The 18,410-nt window shown below is 68.3% G+C and carries 19 protein-coding genes; 7 read left to right on the plus strand and 12 right to left on the minus strand.

All coding sequences use genetic code 11. The features are described 5' to 3' along the window. Window positions 1–45: 45 nt before the first annotated feature. From QC180_RS14060 to QC180_RS14075, 4 genes are all read right to left on the minus strand, one after another. Window positions 46–558 (minus strand): methylated-DNA--[protein]-cysteine S-methyltransferase, encoded by a 513-nt coding sequence (locus QC180_RS14060; protein ID WP_278263177.1) that lies wholly within the window; start codon window positions 556–558, stop codon window positions 46–48. Then, window positions 555–2,042 (minus strand): AlkA N-terminal domain-containing protein, encoded by a 1,488-nt coding sequence (locus QC180_RS14065; RefSeq protein ID WP_278263178.1) that lies wholly within the window; start codon window positions 2,040–2,042, stop codon window positions 555–557. Before QC180_RS14065 ends, QC180_RS14060 begins: the two co-directional genes overlap by 4 nt. A 78-nt stretch (window positions 2,043–2,120) precedes the next feature. Continuing rightward, window positions 2,121–2,369, minus strand: coding sequence for a YbdD/YjiX family protein (locus QC180_RS14070; RefSeq protein ID WP_474646444.1), 249 nt, complete (start codon window positions 2,367–2,369; stop codon window positions 2,121–2,123). Next, window positions 2,366–4,621: a carbon starvation CstA family protein gene (locus tag QC180_RS14075; RefSeq protein WP_278263179.1), complete on the minus strand. Its 2,256-nt coding sequence runs from the start codon at window positions 4,619–4,621 to the stop codon at window positions 2,366–2,368. Before QC180_RS14075 ends, QC180_RS14070 begins: the two co-directional genes overlap by 4 nt. 602 nt (window positions 4,622–5,223) lie before the next feature. Between QC180_RS14075 and QC180_RS14080 the strand changes: the two genes are divergently transcribed. Then, window positions 5,224–6,375, plus strand: coding sequence for an esterase/lipase family protein (locus QC180_RS14080; RefSeq protein WP_278263180.1), 1,152 nt, complete (start codon window positions 5,224–5,226; stop codon window positions 6,373–6,375). 55 nt (window positions 6,376–6,430) lie between these two features. Here QC180_RS14080 and QC180_RS14085 read toward each other — a convergent pair whose 3' ends face one another. Beyond that, complete coding sequence (locus QC180_RS14085; RefSeq protein ID WP_278263181.1) at window positions 6,431–6,841, minus strand: VOC family protein; 411 nt, start codon at window positions 6,839–6,841, stop codon at window positions 6,431–6,433. Window positions 6,842–6,845: 4 nt separating this feature from the next. Further along, a complete protein-coding gene (locus QC180_RS14090) occupies window positions 6,846–7,691 on the minus strand; it encodes a helix-turn-helix domain-containing protein (RefSeq protein ID WP_278263182.1) in 846 nt (281 codons plus the stop codon). 225 nt (window positions 7,692–7,916) lie between these two features. Here QC180_RS14090 and QC180_RS14095 point away from each other — a divergent pair, with 225 nt between their 5' ends. Then, entirely contained in the window at window positions 7,917–8,834 is a 918-nt protein-coding gene (locus tag QC180_RS14095; protein ID WP_278263183.1) for a quinone oxidoreductase family protein, read from the plus strand. Window positions 8,835–8,999: 165 nt separating this feature from the next. Then, the gene (gene ychF / locus QC180_RS14100) at window positions 9,000–10,079 is read left to right on the plus strand and encodes a redox-regulated ATPase YchF (protein WP_278263184.1); all 1,080 of its coding nucleotides are present in this window, start codon (window positions 9,000–9,002) and stop codon (window positions 10,077–10,079) included. Between the two features lie 109 nt (window positions 10,080–10,188). Here ychF and QC180_RS14105 read toward each other — a convergent pair whose 3' ends face one another. Both QC180_RS14105 and QC180_RS14110 read right to left on the minus strand, forming a co-directional pair. Continuing rightward, complete coding sequence (locus QC180_RS14105; RefSeq protein ID WP_278263185.1) at window positions 10,189–11,010, minus strand: hypothetical protein; 822 nt, start codon at window positions 11,008–11,010, stop codon at window positions 10,189–10,191. Beyond that, the gene (locus tag QC180_RS14110; protein WP_278263186.1) at window positions 11,003–11,986 is read right to left on the minus strand and encodes a type IV toxin-antitoxin system AbiEi family antitoxin; all 984 of its coding nucleotides are present in this window, start codon (window positions 11,984–11,986) and stop codon (window positions 11,003–11,005) included. The genes QC180_RS14105 and QC180_RS14110 overlap by 8 nt, the downstream gene beginning before the upstream one ends. 96 nt (window positions 11,987–12,082) lie before the next feature. Here QC180_RS14110 and QC180_RS14115 point away from each other — a divergent pair, with 96 nt between their 5' ends. Continuing rightward, complete coding sequence (locus QC180_RS14115; RefSeq protein ID WP_278263187.1) at window positions 12,083–12,427, plus strand: DUF1801 domain-containing protein; 345 nt, start codon at window positions 12,083–12,085, stop codon at window positions 12,425–12,427. Between the two features lie 6 nt (window positions 12,428–12,433). Here the strand turns inward: QC180_RS14115 and QC180_RS14120 are convergent, their stop codons facing one another. Together QC180_RS14120 and QC180_RS14125 are read right to left on the minus strand one after the other, a co-directional pair. After that, complete coding sequence (locus QC180_RS14120; protein WP_278263188.1) at window positions 12,434–14,278, minus strand: WD40 repeat domain-containing serine/threonine protein kinase; 1,845 nt, start codon at window positions 14,276–14,278, stop codon at window positions 12,434–12,436. A 65-nt stretch (window positions 14,279–14,343) separates the two neighbouring features. Then, a complete protein-coding gene (locus QC180_RS14125; RefSeq protein ID WP_278263189.1) occupies window positions 14,344–14,781 on the minus strand; it encodes a VOC family protein in 438 nt (145 codons plus the stop codon). 247 nt (window positions 14,782–15,028) lie between these two features. On the opposite strand from QC180_RS14125, the gene QC180_RS14130 reads away from it, so the two are divergent. Both QC180_RS14130 and QC180_RS14135 read left to right on the plus strand, forming a co-directional pair. Next, window positions 15,029–15,979 carry an alpha/beta fold hydrolase gene (locus tag QC180_RS14130; RefSeq protein ID WP_278263648.1) on the plus strand — a complete coding sequence of 317 codons (951 nt, stop codon included), beginning with the start codon at window positions 15,029–15,031 and terminating at the stop codon, window positions 15,977–15,979. A gap of 117 nt (window positions 15,980–16,096) precedes the next feature. Further along, the gene (locus QC180_RS14135) at window positions 16,097–17,092 is read left to right on the plus strand and encodes a DoxX family membrane protein (protein WP_278263190.1); all 996 of its coding nucleotides are present in this window, start codon (window positions 16,097–16,099) and stop codon (window positions 17,090–17,092) included. A 55-nt stretch (window positions 17,093–17,147) separates the two neighbouring features. On the opposite strand, the gene QC180_RS14140 is transcribed toward QC180_RS14135, so the two are convergent. Continuing rightward, window positions 17,148–17,570, minus strand: coding sequence for a hypothetical protein (locus QC180_RS14140; RefSeq protein WP_278263191.1), 423 nt, complete (start codon window positions 17,568–17,570; stop codon window positions 17,148–17,150). Window positions 17,571–17,788: 218 nt separating this feature from the next. On the opposite strand from QC180_RS14140, the gene QC180_RS14145 reads away from it, so the two are divergent. Next, the gene (locus tag QC180_RS14145) at window positions 17,789–18,082 is read left to right on the plus strand and encodes a hypothetical protein (RefSeq protein ID WP_278263192.1); all 294 of its coding nucleotides are present in this window, start codon (window positions 17,789–17,791) and stop codon (window positions 18,080–18,082) included. Window positions 18,083–18,085: 3 nt separating this feature from the next. Here QC180_RS14145 and QC180_RS14150 read toward each other — a convergent pair whose 3' ends face one another. Next, the gene (locus tag QC180_RS14150) at window positions 18,086–18,409 is read right to left on the minus strand and encodes a hypothetical protein (RefSeq protein WP_278263193.1); all 324 of its coding nucleotides are present in this window, start codon (window positions 18,407–18,409) and stop codon (window positions 18,086–18,088) included. Between the last annotated feature and the right edge of the window lies 1 nt (window position 18,410).

Here is an 18,410-nt window from a genome sequence, read left to right on the forward strand (position 1 = left end):
GGGAAGAGCCACTCATCGAATACTGGCCTGATCCACGAGGACCGCTCACCGCTCGTGCGCGAGCAACCACCGCTTCGCCTCGAGCCCCCACCGGAATCCACCGAGCTGCCCACCGATGCGCAGCACGCGATGGCACGGCACGAACAGCGCCGCCGCATTGCGCGCGCAGGCATTGGCCGCCGCCCGCGTGGCCGCCGGACGACCGGCCAGCCCGGCGAACTCGGTATAGGTCACCGGCTCCCCGGCGGGCACCTTGCGCAGGACGTCCCACGCGTGGGTGAGGAATTCTCCCGAGTGCTGGCGCACGGGGATCGGGTCGATCGCGGTGAGGTCACCGGCGTGGTACGCGAGCACGGCCTCGGTCACCGCGCCGAGCGAATCCCGCTGCCGCAGTTCGGTGGGCCGCAGGCTCGCGTGGACGACGGCGGTGAGTTCGCCGGGATCGCCGGTCCAGCCAGCGGCCAACACGGCCCCGTCCGCGTCGACGATCGCGGTGAACGGGCCGATCGGCGTCGCGACGGTGGCGACATCGGCGGAACGAGTGGGTGTGGTGGTCATGAGACTTCGCTTTCGATCGCGGGGAGGGCGGGGATGACGCCGCGCTCGACGAGCGCCGTCTTCCACAGATGCATGGACAGGTACGAGCGCCACGGCGCCCAACGGGTGGTGTGGTCGAGGTCGACTCCGGCCAGTAGCGCGCCTTGGCGCACCACGAGATCGGTGTCGAGCAGGATGTCGGGATCGGCGAGCAGCCGCATGGTGACGTAGTCGGCCGTCCACGGGCCGATCCCGGCCAGGGTGAGCAGGTCGCGGCGCAGGTCGGTGGCGGTGCGCCCGGCGTGCAGGGCCAGTTCGCCGTCGGCGATGGCCCGGGCCGCGGCGACGATCGCGGCGACCCGGCGCGCGGGTCCGGTGAGCACCTCGGCGCCGTGCTCGGCGATCGTCTCGGGGGTGGGGAACAGGCGCGGTGCCGGTCCGTCGATCCGCTCGCCGAGCGCGTCGACGAGCCGGGCGGTGTGGGTGGCCGCGGCGCGCACCGAGATCTGCTGACCGATCATGGTGCGCAGCAACAACTCCGGACCGTCCGGACAGCCGGGTACCCGGATGCCCGGCGACCAGCCGGGATGCCCGGCCCCGAGCGCCTCGTCGATCCCCAGCGGGTCCGCGTCGAGGTCGAGCAGATGCCGCACCCGCGCCACCGTCGGCGCCAGATCGCGCATATCGCGCAGCGCGAGTTCGGCGCGCACATGGCCGGGCCGCAGCGACAGCCGCACCGTCGCGTACCCGTGGGGGGTGCGCAGACTGCGCGTGTAGACGCCCTCGTCGAACAGTTCCATCCCCGGCACGGTGTGCGCGGACAGGAACCAGGTGAGCCAGGCGGTGTCGAGCGGCTCCCGATACGGCAGACGCAGGGTCAGCAGGCCGGGCACGGCCGGGGCGACGACATCGTTGCGTGGGGAGGCGCGCAGTTCGGCGCGCATCGTCGTCGGGCTGACGGCGAACACCTCGCGCACGGTGTCGTTGAACTGGCGGATGCTGGCGAACCCGGCCGCGAACGCGATATCCGACATCGGCATCTCGGTGGTCTGGATGAGCAGTCGCGCGGTGTGCGCGCGGTGCGCCCTGGCCAGCGCGAGCGGTCCGGCGCCGAGTTCGGTGGTGAGTACCCTGGTCAGCTGACGCTGCGAGTACCCCAGCGTCGCGGCCAGGCCGGGCACCCCGCCGCGTTCGACCACCCCGTCCCCGATCAGCCGCATGGCGCGCGCGGCGAGATCGGCGCGGACATTCCACAGCGGAGAGCCGGGCGCGGCGTCGGGCAGGCACCGGCGGCAGGCCCGGTAACCGGCCTGCTGGGCGGCCGCCGCGGTGGGTAAGAAGGAGACATTGGCCCGTTTGGGCGTGATCGCCGGGCACGAGGGCCTGCAGTAGATGCCGGTCGTGCGCACCGCGGTGAAGAACTGCCCGTCGAAGCGGGAGTCTCTGGTCGACACCGCGCGGTAGCAGCGTTCGAAGTCCAATGCCGTGATCGTCACGGGTTCCACAGTGTCAGCACGACGGCGCCGACGCTAGCGGAAATCGGCCACATACCCCCGACGGGGCGCGGGCCGGTGCGGGGCCGGTCAGCAGCAGCGATTGGTGGGGTTGCGGTCGGCTTCGGCGTAGCGTTCGCGCCAGTAGTCCCGTTCCGAGGCGATCGGCTCGCCCGGATGGGTGCGCGCGCGGTGTTCGACATACCGGCGGTAGTCCTGGCCGCCGTTGATCGCGCTGTACCACCAGGCGACCCCGCGTGCCGCCGACCGCGTCCACGCCCACCCGGCGCCGACCACCGATCCCAGGGACCGGCGGGCGGCGCCACGGGCGGCGCTCACGACACGTGCGCCGATCCGGGCGCGCTCACCTTGCCCTCGGCGATGAGCACATCCCACTCCTTCTGCACGTCCTTCTCCGCCGCCGTGGCCAGGAAGCCACTGGGCGAGAAGATCTTCGAGGGCTGCTCCTCGGACTCGGTGCTCGACACCGTGCCCGAACGGATCGCCTTGAGACACACGTACGCGCCGACCACGGTCACGATCAACACCAGCACCGCGAACACGATCGAGAGCGTGCCCTGGATGAAGGTGTTGCGAATGGCTGTCTCGACCTGCTCGGGCGTCTTGGCCGTCAGACAGCCCTTGCCCGCGTCCTTGGCCGCCTGGCACAGGCTGTGCTGCTTCCAGTAGCCGAGCTTGGGATCGTCGGAGAAGATCTTCTGCCAGGACGCGGTCATGGTGACGATGAGGTCCCAGACCAGCGGCACGCCCGGAATCCACGCCCACTTCCACTGCCCGCGTTTGACGATGATGGTGAGCACCACCGTCAGCGCGATCGCGGCGAGCAACTGGTTGGCGATGCCGAACAGCGGGAACAGTGCGTTGATGCCACCGAAGGGATCGTTGACGCCCATCAGCAGCACGCTGCCCCAGCCCGCCACCACCAGCAGCGAGCACACCCACGCGCCGACCCGCCAGGACGGATCCTTGAACTTGCGGAAGCCACCGCCGAAATTGCCCAGCGCGTCCGACACCAGGAACCGTGCCACGCGGGTGCCCGCGTCGATGGTGGTGAGGATGAACAGCGCCTCGAACATGATCGCGAAGTGGTACCAGAACGCCTTCATCGACTCGCCACCGAGGAACTGGTGGAACACCTCGGAGATGCCGACCGCCAATGTCGGGGCGCCACCGGTGCGCGAGATGACCGAGTTCTCGCCGACATCGGCGGCGGCGTCGGCGAACAGTTCCGGCGTGGCGGGCGGACCGCTCAGCCCCAGCGAATTGGTGTAGGCGGCGGCGGTTTCCGGGGTGTTGCCGGTGAGCCCGCCCGGCGCGTTCATGCCGAAGTACAGGTGCTGGTCGATGATCGAGGCGGTGATGATCGCCATCACCGCGACGAACGACTCCATCAGCATGCCGCCGTAGCCGATCATCCTGGCATTGGACTCCTTGGCCAGCAGCTTGGGCGTGGTGCCCGAGGAGACCAGCGCGTGGAAACCCGAGAGCGCGCCGCAGGCGATGGTGATGAACAGGAACGGGAACAGGCTGCCCGCGAACGCCGGACCCGTTCCGCTGTGCGCGAATTCCGAGACCGCGGGCGCCTTCAGCACCGGCATCGTGATCAGGATGCCCGCCGCCAGCAGCACGATCGTGCCGACCTTCATGAACGTCGACAGATAGTCGCGCGGCGCCAGCAGCAACCACACCGGCAGCACCGAGGCGAAGAAGCCGTAGGCGATCAGACACCAGGCGATGGTCGTGCGCGAGAGGGTGAACCAGTCGGTGCCCCACTCGGTTTCCGACACCATGCCACCGCCGACGATGGCCGCCAGCAGCAGCACGATGCCGATCGCGGAGACCTCACCGACCTTGCCCGGCCGCAGATACCGCAGGTACACGCCCATGAACAGGGCGATCGGGATCGTCATCGCGATGGAGAACACGCCCCACGGGCTCTCACCCAACGCGTTGACCACCACCAGCGCGAGCACCGCGAGCAGGATGGTCATGATGGCCAGGATCGCCACGATCGCGGCCACACCACCGACCGTGCCGAGCTCGTCGCGCGCCATCTGCCCGAGGCTGCGCCCCCGGCGCCGGGTCGAGGCCCACAGCACCAGATAGTCCTGCACCGCGCCCGCGAAGACCACGCCGACGATGATCCAGATGGTGCCCGGCAGATAGCCCATCTGCGCGGCCAGCACCGGACCCACCAGCGGTCCGGCGCCCGCGATGGCGGCGAAGTGGTGCCCGTAGAGCACCCGCCGGTCCATCGGCATGAAATCCTTGCCGTTGTCGTAGATCTCGGCGGGCGTGGCCACGTCGTCACGCGGCTTGGTGATCTTCCATTCGATGAACCGCGCGTAGAAGCGGTAGGCGATGATGTAGGTACAGACCGCCGCGATCACGATCCACACCGCGTTCACCGACTCGCCGCGCACGAAGGCCACGACGGTCCAGGCGATGGCGCCGAGCACGGCGATCCCCGCGAACACGGCCTTCTTGGCCGGGGTGATCGGCGTGCGGTCGACGAGACCGACCGGAGGAAGATCCGGCTCGGTCCGCAGATACTCGATGGTCGTCGCCATGGACTCACTCCTGATCGAACGCGTAGAGCCTCGGGTGGAACATCGACAAGGTAGCGGATCGACTCTCCGGATCGAGCGGGATCTCCGCCCTCGCGGCCAAGATGAAATTTTGTTCAGGGTTATTGGAGCGCTGGCGCGCTCGAGTTCGCGCCCCCTGGGGTCCCGTCGATCAGGCACCGTGGCTTGCTCCTTCGTCGCCTACGCCACGGCGCCTGATCGACGGGACGGGCGCGAACCGCCGACTTCGTCGGCGATCCCTCCTCGGGGTCGGGATTCTTTTGGTTGCGGATTGTTTTGTGTGCTGGACAGTGAATTCGGCTAAGTGTCTGTTGTGGATCACTGTGGCTGGTTCTGTGCTGGTCAGCGGGGTGTTGGTGGGGTTTGTTCTTGGCTCGGCGGAATTCTCCATAATTTCCTGTGCGCGGCCATGGGGTTGTTCGTGATCTGTTCGTGAGCTGTCCAGATGCGGTGGTACCGCGCCGATTTCACGGTGTTCGCGCCATAGGTTCGGGGCGGCTCATGGGCCGAATCCTTTTTCCTTCGGAAGGCAAGTCTTTATGCGAACTACCGGCGGCCGCAGACGCAGTGTGCATGCGGCAGTGATGATCGGCGTCAGCGCTCTGGCTGTCGCCATGTCCGGGGCGGGTGCCTCGGCGAATCCCACCCCCGAACCCACCGAGCAGGCGCTGGCCGAGATCATCGGCGCGGGGGCCATCGCGGGGCCCAGCGGCAGCGCGTCGGGGTCGGGGTGCAACTCGGGTTCGGGCACGGGCTCGGGCAACGGGTCCGGTGACTGCTACGGCGGCTCGGGCTCGAGCTCGGGGTCCGCGGGCGGCTACTCCAGCGACACCAAGGGCTGGGGGCCGCAGCAGTCGGCGTTCCTGCCCGCGTTCGCCTACGGCCTGGCCAACGGTGACGCGGCCCCGCCGGGCACCAACGACTGGAACTGCAAGCCGACCGCCGAACATCCCCGTCCGGTCCTGCTGATCCACGGCACCTGGATGAACGCCTACAATGGCTTCGCCTACATGAGCCAGCCGATCAAGGACGCCGGGTACTGCACCTTCACCTTCAACTACGGCCGCTCGAACCTGCTCGAGGGCGGCGGCCTGGGCTCGGTGCTGCCCGGCGTGATGGGCACCGGCTACATCCAGGACTCGGCCAAGCAGCTGGCCACCTTCGTCGACAAGGTGCTCGCCGCGACCGGCGCCGACGAGGTCGACCTGGTCGCCCACTCCCAGGGTGGGTCGATGTCGAACTGGTACACCAAGTACGAGGGCGGCGCGGCCAAGGTGAAGAACCTGATCACCTTCGGCGCCACCCACCACGGCACCTCGCTCGACGGCATCGGCGCGCTGGGCCGCATGATCAACAACCTCGGTATCGACATCCTCGGGTTCATCGAGATCTTCGTCGGTCACGCGGGTATCCAGCAGACCATCGGCTCGGACTTCGTCAACCAGCTCAACGCCAACGGCGACACCGTCCCCGGCGTCGACTACACCGTGGTCGGTAGCCGCTACGACGAGGTCACCAACCCCTACGACCTGACCTTCCTGAAGGCCGGTCCCGGTGCCACGGTCGACAACATCACCCTCCAGGACGGTTGCGAGCAGGACGTCTCCGACCACCTGACGATGATGTACTCGCCGCGAGCCCTGTCCATCGCGCTGCGCGCGCTGGATCCGGCCGCCAGCCCGAACCTGGTGTGCGAGTTCAACCCGTGGCTCGTGGGAGGGGGTGGTTCGCTGTAATTCTTCGCAACCGGACGGACGCGGTGGGTGGCTGGTGCAGCCGCCCACCGCTTCGTCATTCCCCGGTGTAGGTGCCGAAGCTCCAGAGGTTGCCCTCCGGGTCGGCGGCGCTGAAGCCGCGCGAGCCGTAGTCCTCGTCGCGCAGGCCGCGGATGATCCTCGCCCCCGCGGCGGTGGCGCGGGCGTGCAGGGCGTCGGGGTCGTCGGTGATCAGGTAGAGGGCGGCCGCGCCCGCGGGACGGCTGCCGAAGGGGGATTCGTCGCGGCCGGTGGAGCCGAACATGATGCCGCCGCCCGCGGGCCAGCGCAGTTCGCCGTGTTCGACGACCGACGGGTCGTCCTCCCTGGCGTAGACCGCGGTCTCGATGAAACCGAAGGCGGTGGTGAGGAATTCGATCATGGCGCGGGCGTCGTCGAAGGCCAGGCAGGGCCAGACGCCGGTCTTGGTGTTGGTGGTGGTGTCCATGGATTCAGCCTCGCGTGTCGGCGGCGTCCGGGTCTTGGACGGATGGAACCTCTTCCTCGCTCAGCCAAATGCTGGGGGAGCAGCCAGCCAGCTCGGTGAAGTCGCGGTCGAGGTGGGCCTGGTCGTAGTAGCCGCACGCGGCGGCGACCTGGGCGATGGAGACGAACGACGGGGTCGCCGCGAGCATCCGCCGGGCCCGCTCGAACCGGATGATCCGCGCCGCCAGTTTCGGGCTCGCGCCGAACTCGGCGCTGAACTTGCGGGTGAGGTGCTGACGACTCCACCCGATCCGCTCGGCCAGCGGGGTGATCTCGCAGGTGCCGCCGGTGCCGACGAGGGTGCGCCAGGCCCAGGTGAGTTCGGGTCCGGCCAGTGACCCGGTGCGGGCCGCCGCCGACAGCGCCCGGTCGCAGGCGGCGAAGCGGTCCGGCCACGCTGGACTCGACTGCACGGCGTCGGCGAGTTGGTCGCCCAGGTCCCGCTGGGCGTCGGTGCATTCGATCGAGAGGTCCCAGAGTTCGCTGGCGGGCATCCCGAACAGCACCCGGCTGCCCAGTGGTGTCAGCTCGATGGCGACACCCTCCTGGAAACCGGTGTGCGCGATCATCGCCGGTGACGCCTGCAAACCGCTCAACACGCAGCGATAGCTGCCCGGGGCCTGGTGCGGATCGGTCTGGGTGACCACGTCGATGGTCGGGCCGATCGCGACGATGAAGGTCATGTGCCGCGAGGGCAGGCCGCGATGCAGGCCGGGCGCGTAGCCCGCCATCCGATAGCCCACATACCGGTCGATGAACGCGGCCAGCACCGGCGCGGGGGCCGCGGTCACCACCTCGGTGGTCGCCTCCATGTCCGCCACGCTACGCCGGGACAGGACCGCGCGGCCAGGTCAAGGCCACGGGGGTGTGGGATGACGCACGCGTCCCGGCTACCCGAGCGGGGTAACCGTTTCGTGAAGGTGCTCTCCGCAGTGTCGCGGAGTCGGTGAGATTTCGCACTCACACGTCCATGGCCTGTGGAAACGCGCACTCGCCCGGTTAACGTTGCGCCTTCGCCCAAATCTGTAGGAGGTGTCATGCGGCGGGTTCAGTACGAGCGCAGCGGTGGTCCGGAGGCGTTCGAGGTCGTCGCGGCGGAGGTGCCGGTGCCCGGCGCCGGTGAGCTGCTGGTCCGGGTCGAGGCCGTCGGGGTCACGCTGTCGGCGATCCGACGGATCAGCGCGGTCGCGCAGGAGTCGCGCGCCGAGGTCGCCGGTGAGGTGGTCGCCGTCGGTGACGGGGTCGACGGCTACAGCGCCGGATACCGCGTCGTCGGCCTGTGTACCTCCGACGCCTACGCCGAATACGTCGTGCTGGCCGCCGACCAGGCCTCCGCCATCCCCGACGGCGCCTCCGCCGTGGACGCGGTCGCGCTCATGCGCAGCGGCCTGGTCGCCCTGGGCGCCCTCGACACCGCCGCCCCGCGCGAGGGCGAGACCGCCCTGATCACCGCCGCCTCCGGTGGCGTCGGCCACCTCGCGGTCCAGCTGGCCCGCGTGCGCGGCGCGGCCTGGGTCGTGGCCGCCGTCTCCGATCCCACCAAGGCCGATTTCGTGCGCGAACTCGGCGCCGACGAGGTGTTCACCTACGACCAGCTGCACTGCGGCAAGCAGGCCGACTACGCCCTCGACGGCGTCGGCGGCACCGGTCTCGGCGGCACCCTGGCCGGGCTGGCCGAGGGCGGCCGCGTGGTCACCTACGGCACCGGCGGCGGCCTCATCGACGCCGAAGACCTGCTCGCGGGCGGCAAGACCCTCACCGGCTTCCGCATCGGCCGCCTCGCCCAGCGCGACCCCGCCCGCTACGAGGACCTGCGCCAGGAGGTCTGGCAGTACTACGCCTCCGGCCTGCTGCACCCGGTCGTGCACGCGGAGTTCTCGCTCGACGACGCGGCCGCCGCGCACGCGGTCATCGAGCAGCGCGCCAACCTGGGCAAAGTCGTGCTGGTTCCGTAAAAAGAACCCACGCACCCCCGACCCCTGGGGAGGGGCCGTTCGCGGCCCGGCCCGCCGGTCAGGTGCCGCGGCGTAGGCGACGAAGGAGCAAGCCGCGGTACCTGACCGGCGGGCCCCAAGGGGGCCGCGAACACGCCGCGCCGCAGGTGCGGCAAAATAAACACAGTGAGCCTCACCCTCGGAATCGTCGGTCTGCCCAATGTCGGTAAGTCGACGCTCTTCAACGCGCTGACCAAGAACGACGTGCTGGCCGCGAACTACCCGTTCGCGACCATCGAGCCCAACGTCGGCGTCGTCCCGCTGCCCGACCAGCGGCTGAACAAGCTGGCCGAGATCTTCGGTTCCGAGAAGATCGTGCCCGCGGTGGTGTCGTTCGTCGACATCGCGGGCATCGTCAAGGGCGCCTCCGAGGGCGCGGGCCTGGGCAACAAGTTCCTGGCCAACATCCGTGAGGCCGACGCCATCTGCCAGGTGGTGCGCGTGTTCGCCGACGACGACGTGGTGCACGTCGACGGTCGCGTCGACCCCACCGCCGACATCGAGGTCATCGAGACCGAGCTCATCCTGGCCGATCTGCAGACCCTCGAGAAGGCCATCCCGCGCCTCGAGAAGGAAGCCAAGGTCAAGAAGGACCGCAAGCCGCTGCTCGACGCCGCGGTCGTGGCCCAGGACTTCCTCAACCAGGGCACCACCCTGTTCGCCGCGGGCAAGAAGATCGACGCCGACCTGCTGCGCGAACTCTCGCTGCTCACCGTCAAGCCCTTCCTCTACGTCTTCAACGCCGACGAATCGGTGCTCACCGACGAGGCCAAGGTCGCCGAACTGAAGGCCGCCGTCGCCCCCGCCGACGCCGTCTTCCTCGACGCCAAGGTCGAAGCCGAACTCCTGGAACTCGACGACGAGTCCGCCCTGGAACTCCTCGAGTCCATCGGCCAGACCGAACCCGGCCTGCACGCCCTGGCCCGCGCCGGTTTCCACACCCTCGGCCTGCAGACCTACCTCACCGCAGGCCCCAAGGAAGCCCGAGCCTGGACCATCCACCAGGGCGACACCGCCCCCAAGGCCGCGGGCGTCATCCACACCGACTTCGAACGCGGCTTCATCAAAGCCGAAATCGTCGCCTTCACCGACCTCGTCGAAACCGGCTCCATGTCCGCCGCCAAGGCCGCGGGCAAGGTCCGCATGGAAGGCAAGGATTACATCATGGCGGACGGCGACGTTGTCGAGTTCCGCTTCAACGTGTAATTCGTTGCGCCTGGGGTGAATTGAAGGAGCCCCAGGCGCATGAATTGCTTCAGAGGCGACACTGGGGCGTTCTTCGTCAGGATATCCCGCAGGACGACGGACTGAGAATTCATTCGTAGAGAAACGCAGTCAGTCCTGTGATCGCTCGGTCAGCCGCTGCTCGGTCGGGACGTGTTCTCGACCGTTGGCGAGCGAAGTACTCGGTCAGTAGCTCGCGATTGGTGCGCTGCCACGCCGCTGACAACTCCGCGACGCGGTCGCTGCCGAGAATCTCAGCCATTTCCTCGCCGAGGAGGTGGAGCGCAGCGACGTCTACGTCGATTTCCGCACGCAGGAGAAGGTCGGTGCGCGGCCCGTAGAGCGTGGCACGGATGTCCGCGTCCTCCTGATACCAGCTACCTGCGGTCGCGATATCGCCCGCATCCTTGTACTCGCCGTTGATCGACCTGTCGCACCAGGCCTTCAGCTTCAGCGCGGTGTAGCCGGCTGGTGTGGGAATCCGGACCCGGTGGTTGCTCGGCAATCGCAAAACCTCTGAATGGGAAAAGACTTCACGGAAGCCGAAGACGTCCAGTGTCTCCTTCCTGCCTGCTAGTACCGTCGTCCCGGCCGGGTCCTCGATCTCGCCGAACGGCACGATATCGACCGAGATACCGGCGATCGAATAGCGAATCTCGGTTCTTCCTGAGGGCGGAAATGTCGAGACGATCTGTCGGTACGCGGCGTCTCCATCAACCGCCACGCCGAGGTCGACATCGCTGGTCGAGCGGAGTACGTCGGCGCGTCCGAACGATGCGTGCAGCAAGTCGCGGCAGTGTGCGCCGACGACCATGATCGATGTGTCGGTTGCCCCTGAACCCGACACCAATGCGTCGACGACCCTGTCGACCAGACTCAGCGCCTGGGTGTCGATGCGCTGAGGGTCAAACAAGATGGTCCCTCCTCAGTGCCTCTGCTACGTCGATCTGTCGTGGCTCTCCCGAGGCGAGAAGATCCGCGTACACCATCAGTGACGGGACTGCTGATTCCGTGAAGATATCTTTCTCCTCTAGGGCGGATGCCCATGTCGGCGCATCCCAGAACTTTCGGCGGACCTCTATGTTCGGGTCACTTGACTTGCGCCAGCCGTTTTCAACAGCCTCGATCGGGTCGAAGTTCTTGACATAGATTGTGAGTGTCTGCGGTCGCCGGATCGTTTCGACAGCGGACTCACCACTCACCTCCCATCCCGGCGGTGGCGACCAATTCGTGATATCTCCCGTGAAGGATGTCTCACGGAGTTTCGAGATCAACGTGGTTCTGTACGCGGCAGCCCATAGATCGATGAGTTCGTCGCGCCGATGGAGGGATCGTCCGATTACGTAGTCGGACTCCTTCATGATCTCCAGTGTCGACTGTGTGATTCCCACCGATGTTCCGGCGGTGTCGGCGATCGTGCGAACCGGCCGGTTCACGAGATCTGGCCATGCAAGGAGGACGAACAGCACCTGCATTCGCTTCGCGCTGAACAGGTTGCCATCGGCAGATCCTCGCCCCCTTATCGGTGTGATGCGGGGGCGTCCACGAATGTCCACCAGGACCGGGTCGAAGTTCAGGTGGGCGTTTCCAGCGCAGTCGATGTAGTCGATACGTGCTGCACGAAGCGCATCGGCGGTCCGGCTGCTGACGTGGGGGCCTGCGACGAGTAGGCGATACGTCTCGTCGGGCCGCTCGATCTGCGACAGTGCCGACAGTGTGATGTGCGAAATCCATGCCATCCGATACTTCGCACGGAACCCGCCGCGGGCCAGTTCGACGATCGCGGTCGTCTCCGACTCCCAGCGCACCAACCTGAAATCGATCGCGATCGTCGCCAGGACGTCCGCCGCCATGCGCTCTACGTCGTCATGGCTTGTTCGATCAAACATGCTGTTCATCTTAATTGAACAGACATCAAAATTGAACACGACGCCGCGGAGGGCTGAGCCCGTAGAGCTGCGGGTTCTGGGCCTTACCATCAGGAGATGGCAGAGGACTGGCGGGTTGGCAGGGTTGATGACATTCGGTCGTTGATCAAGGCGGCGGAGCCGGATGTGGTCGAGGAGATGAAGTGGAAGAAGCCGTCCAATCCGGACGGGGTGCCCGCTTTTTCGCTCGATGGGTTGATCTGCACCCTGGAGATGTACAAGGGGAAGGTGAAGGTCAACTTCGCCAAGGGGTCGTCGGTGAGCGATCCGGCGGGGTTGTTCAATGCGAGTTTGCAGGCGCCGGTGGGGCGGTCGATCGATCTGCACGAGGACGATGAGCTCGATGCGGAGGCGTTCAAGGCGTTGATCAATGAGGCTGTGCGGGTCAATCGGTCGCGGTGAGGCGGGTTATTCGGGCAGTGTGAGGGTCCATAGGGCCACGCCGGTGTCCGTGCCGATGGCGAGGACGGTGCCGGTGGGGTCGACGGCGAGGGCGTTGCCGCCGGAGGTGGTGAACGGTGTGATCGGCTGGCGGGTTCGCGTGTCCCAGAGTTGAGTCTTGTCGCCGACTGCCGCGAGGGCGGTGCCGTCGGGGCTGAAGGTGACGGCGTTGTACGAGTTGGAGCGGCTGTCCTTCCAGGGGCTCACCTTCGTCGCGGTGATGTGCGCGTCGAGTTGCCAGAGCTGGATGTTTTCGCCCTCCACGGCGGCGAGCATGGTGCCGTCGGGGCTGAATGCGAGCGAGGTGATCGTGGCCTGATGGGCGAGCGGCTGGCCGATCGGCTGCTGGGCGGGGATGCTCCAGAATCGAACGGTCCGGTCGAAGCCGCCGGTGGCCAGCACGGTGCCGTCGGGGCTGAAGGCGATCGCTCGCACGGTGTCGCCGTGGCCGACCAGTTCTCCGGTGGGTTGTCCGGTGCGCGTGTTCCACAGGCGGACGACGGTGCCCGTCGTGCCCGCGGTGGCCAACAGTGAACTGTCCGGGCTGAACGCCGCCGTGTGCTGGTCGCCGCCGGTTAGTGGGGGTCCGACCGGTGTGCCGTCGCTCGTCCTGGCCATCGGCGCGCCGGAGTTCTGGAGTGCCACCACGGCGCCGTCGGGACTCCACGCGAGCACCGGTTTGTCGAATTCGCGGGTGATGTTCGTGGTCGCGACATCCCAGATCCGCCTGTCTCCGAAGATCTGTGAACCGTCCCGGCTGAACGAACAGTGCCTGACGCTGTCCCTGGTGGGGAGAGTGGTTCGGAAATCGGCTGTGGGCGTGCGCCTCGTCGGCGGTGTGGCGGCACTCGTCGACGGCGAGTCACGGTGCAGCAGAAGGGGGATCGTGGTTCCCGCGACGGCGATCGGCGCGATCACGGCCGCGCCGATGAGCACCTGTCTGCGGCCGATCTTGCGCGAGGATACGGCCGTATCGGGTTGTGCGCGAGTCAGTTCCGAGAACGCGGTCGCCAATTCGCCGCAGCTGGTGAACCGGTCGTCCGGATGCTTGGCGAGGGCGCGGGTGATCACCTCGTCCACGCCGTGGGGGAGGTCGGGCCGGGCCTGCGTGCAGCGCGGTGGGGTGGCCGTGAGATGTGCCGCGACCATCGTGGCCTGTTCGGTGCTCTCGAACGGCGTTCTGCCGGTGAGCAATTCGTAGAGCGAGCAGCCGAGTGAGTAGACATCGGCGCGTTGGTCGGCGGGTGAGCCGAGGAAACGCTCCGGCGCGGTGTAGGCGAAGCTGGCCATGATGCCCGACATCGTCAGCGTGTGGTCGGCGGCGCGGGCGATCCCGAAATCGGTGACCAGCGCGCGCTCGCGGCCGTCGGGCCCGACCTCGACGAGCATATTGGCGGGCTTCACATCGCGATGCAGCACGCCCGCGCGGTGCGCGTGATCGAGGCCCGCCGCGATATCGCTGATCAGCTGTGCCGCGCGGGCCAGGGGCAGCGGTCCCTGCTGCCGGACCAGAACCGAAGCGTCCTGTCCCACAACATATTTCATGGCGATCCACAGTCGCGGTTCGTCGGGTGAGCTGTGGTCGTACACCGGCACGATGTTGGGGTGCTCCAGGCTCGCCGCCAGCGTGGCTTCCCGTTCGAAATTCCGGCGCATCTTCGCGTCGCTGTCGGCCGTCTCCTCGAGGACTTTCAACGCCACGCGCCGGTCCATTCGAGGATGCCGGGCGAGATAGACCGCGCCCATCCCACCTGCGCCCAGCAGTCGTTCGATGACATAGCCACCGACCACCGTGCCCGGTGCCAACCTCACACATGCCTCCCCGGGCGTCGACGCCACGCCAGTCTGTCAACCCTCGGAGGCGGTGTCCAGCCGGGTCAGTGCAGCGATTCGGCGAGACCGATGAGGATTTTCTCCGGGCCACGGATGTAGCAGAGGCGGTAGACGTCTTCGTAGCGGATGACCTCGTCGCTGACGAGTTCGGCGCCGTGGGCGCGGAGGCGGGCGAGGGTGTCGTCGATGTCGTCGACCTCGAACATGACGCGCAGGTAGCCCAGGGAGTTGACGGGGGCGGTGCGGTGGTCGGCGATGACGGCCGGTTCGAGGAAGCGGGACAGTTCGAGGCGGCTGTGGCCGTCGGGGGTGCGCATCATCGCGATCTCGACGCGCTGGTGCCCCAGACCGGTGACGCGACCGGCCCACTCGCCCTCGACGGAACCCTGACCTTCGAGTTCCAGGCCGAGCTCGCGGAAGAATTCGATCGTCGCGGTGAGGTCTTCCACGACGATGCCGACGTTGTTCATCCTCACGGTCATGGCGCGAGTCTAGGGCGATGCGCGCTAGAAGGAGGAGAGAAGCCAGACGAAGAACACGGAGGTCAGCAGGGAGCTCGCGAGCGTCTGTCATATTCCCCCCTCGATGGTGATGCCGAGGGTAGCGGGCAGCACCTAGGTGGGGATTCTGTGCACCCTCGGGGGTCGGGTGCCAGCACTCGGGGATCTGCTGGTGGGGGCCGATTCGGCGCAGAGTTGTACGTGTCAACCACCCGGATCGGAGGCCATGATGTCGACCATCAGCACAATCGCCCGCACGGCGGAGCGGCGTGTCACGGTTTCGACCGACGATGGGGTGGAGCTGGCGGTGCGCGAGTACGGGCGGCGTGCGGCGGAGGTCACCATCGTGCTCATCCACGGGCACTGCCTGCGCAGCGAATCGTGGACCGACGTGCGCGACGTGCTGCTGCGCGACAATCCCGACGCGCGGGTGGTCTGCTACGACCATCGCGGCCACGGGTCTTCGGCGGCGTCGGACGGGCGGTCGTATCACCTCGAGCAGCTCGGTGCGGACCTGCGCGAGGTGCTCGACGCGGTCGCGCCGACCGGGCCGGTCGTGCTGGTCGGGCACTCGATGGGCGGGATGACCGTGCTGACCTACCTCGACCAGCATCGCGACGAGATCGGGACGCGCGTCGTCGGCGTCGGGCTCATCGCGACCGCCGCGAACGGGCTCGCCGACGCCGGGTTCGGGCGACTGCTGCGGCACCCGATCGTCGCCGGATTCCAGGCGGCCGTGCGGCGCGCGCCGCGGCTGATGCAGCGGGTCAAGCGGGTGGCGTGCACGGTGTTCGCGCCGGTCGTGCGGGCTGCGGAGTTCGGCGATCGGCAGGTCAGCCCCCGGGTGCTGGCGCTGGCCTACGCGATGCACAACGAGACGCCGATCGTCACCATGGCGAGTTTCCTGAGCGCCTTCATGACCTACGACCGCACCGATGTCCTGCCCGCGCTGTCGGCCATCCCGACCCTGATCCTGAGCGGCACGGCCGACCTGATGACGCCGCCTTCCCACTCGGTCGCCATGGCCGCCGCCGTCGACTACGCGGACTTCGTCCTTATCGAGGGCGCGGGCCACTCGGTCATCCTCGAACAACCCACCCGAGTCGCCGAGGCCATCACCCGCCTGGCCGACCGGGCGAGCGGTCATCGGGCGCGGAACGCGGTGCTGGCGGCGGCCTGACGACGTCACTCGGTAGGGCACGGGTCCGTCGGCGCGTCGTTTCGGTTCGGGAGGTCCGGGTAGACGCAGGATGAGGAGCTGCGTTCTCCCCAGTCGTAGACGAAGGGATTTCCCACGATGCCGATCAAGCCTGTCCGCCGTCTCGCCCGTACTCTGCTGGCCACCACGTTCGTCGCCGGGGGTGTGAACGGGTTGATGAATCCGAAACCCCGGGCGCAGGCCGCGTCCGCGCTGGCCGACAAGGGGCGTTCGGGGCTGCCCGACGCGCTCGCCGCGAAGGTGCCCGACGATCCGGGGCAGTGGGTGCGGATCAACTCGATGGTGCAGATCGCGGGTGGGTTGTTGCTGGCCAGCGGCCGCGCGCCGCGGCCCGCCGCGCTGGTGCTGGCGGCGACGGTGGTGCCGGGGACGGTCACCGAGCAGGACTTCTGGGCCGAACCGGACCCGGATCGGCGCGCGGTCAAACGCATCGGATTCCTGAAGGATCTCGGCCTGCTCGGCGGGCTGCTGATCACCGCCTCCGACACCGCGGGCAAGCCGTCGCTGGGGTGGCGGGCGCGCAAGGCGCTGGAACGCCACGACTCCAAGGCGGAGGGTGCCGCGCTCGTCGGCGCCGCCAAGCTGCGCGGGGCCCAGCTGGCCGATGCCGCGCAGGGACAGGGCGAACATCTCGCCGCGATCGCGCAGGAGCGGGGCGCGCAGCTCAGCGAGTTCGCCAAGGAGCGTGGACCGCAGGTCGCCGAGGTGGCCAAGGAACGCGGCCAGCAGCTCGGTGAGCTGGCTCGCGATCGAGGACCGCAGCTGGCCGACGCCGCCAAGGAACGGGGGCAGCAGCTGAGCGAACTGGCTCGGGACCGGGGCCCGCAGCTGGCCGAGGTGGCCAAAGAGCGCGGCGCGCACTGGGGCGAGCTCGCCCGCGAACGCGCGCCGCAGCTGGCCGAGGCCGCGAAGGAACGCGGTGCTCATCTCGCCGAGATCGCCAAGGACCGGGGGCCGGAGCTGGCCGAGGCCGCCCGTCAGCGGGGTACGGCCCTGGTCGAGGTCCTGCGCGAACGCGTGGACGCGGCCACCCAGCACGCGGAGCCCGCCCGCAAGACCCGCCGCTTCCGCTGACATCCACGCGCGAACGCCGGGGTGACGGAGATTCCGCACCCCGGCGTTCGCGCGTCTACGCGACGGCGAAGGTCGCGAACCCGGGCGTGGTGGTGCCGCCGCTGATCGAGGTGAGCATCAGCGCGATCTGTCCGGCGCCGGTCTCGATCGTGGCGCGGGGCGCGATGCCGTTGAGCCCGTCGGAGAGCTGGGCGTAGCCGGTCGCGCCGGTGGTCAGGTTGACCCAGTGGACCGGCGCGGACAGCAGGCAGCCCCACCCGCCCGCGTTCCCGCCGGTGATCACCGCCGATCCGGGCTGGTCGAGGACGACGGCGCAGCGGATCGGGGGAACGTCGAAACTGCCGTTCGGATTGCCGAAGGGCGCCGGATTCACCTGGAAGGGCACGACGACCGGGTCGGCGGCCGCGCCTCCGGTCGCCGAGAGCGTCGCGGCGACCACGATCGCCGCGCCGATGCCGATTCCGCGAACAACATTCATGACCGCCAACTCCTGTGCCACTGGGGAACCCGACCTGACGTGCCGAGCCTACGCTCCCGCGCTGCCCCGAGATCCGGTGTCTATCGGCCCTTGCCAGCGCGCGTCATGATGGGAAAGGCTCGCGCCCGTCACGCAATCCGGGCGAATCGGGCTCGGTGCCGAGTTGTGGCGTGAATACTGCATACTCGCAGTGATTTCCGAGAGTGGGTTCGAGGTTGATGTTGTCCGGTCGTGAAACGTCCAAGCCGTATGCCGTGCGGGTCGCCCTGGTGGGTGCCGCGCTGACGATCGGGCTGATCGGGGCGGCGGCGCCCGCCTCGGCCGTGCCGGGAACGGGCTCGGCGACCGGGTCGGCCACCGGCTCGGCGAATCTGGCCACCGGGTCGGCGCAGCTCGCGACCGGTTCGGCGCAGGCCTCGGCGGCCGCGGCCGATTCCTATTTCACCTGGCAGTCGGCCCAGTTCCTGCAGAAGGCGCTGCAGCTGCTGCTCGCTGTCGGCCCGAATCGGTAGCGGTCACTTCCACGCCTGCTGCCAGCGTTCGGCGGCCCAGTCCCGCACGCCGGGGCTGACCAGGATCGCGGGCAGCAGGATCGCGAAGCCGAGCACCAGCACGGCCAGTCGCAGCCAGACGCTCAGCTCGATCACCGCGCGCACCAGCGCGGGCAGCACGCACAGTCCGGCGAGAACCACCAGGACGATCGCCGCGAGGTTGCGGCCCGGCCCCGCGATCAGGGCCGCGCAGGTGCCGAAGCACAGGCCCAGGACCAATCCGCCGACACCGACGAAGTAGTTGTCCCATGCGAGCCAGCTCGGACGCGCGGACCGGTGAGTGATCACG

The sequence above is a fragment of the Nocardia anocheti genome (assembly GCF_029675105.1).
Taxonomy (GTDB): Bacteria; Actinomycetota; Actinomycetes; order Mycobacteriales; family Mycobacteriaceae; genus Nocardia.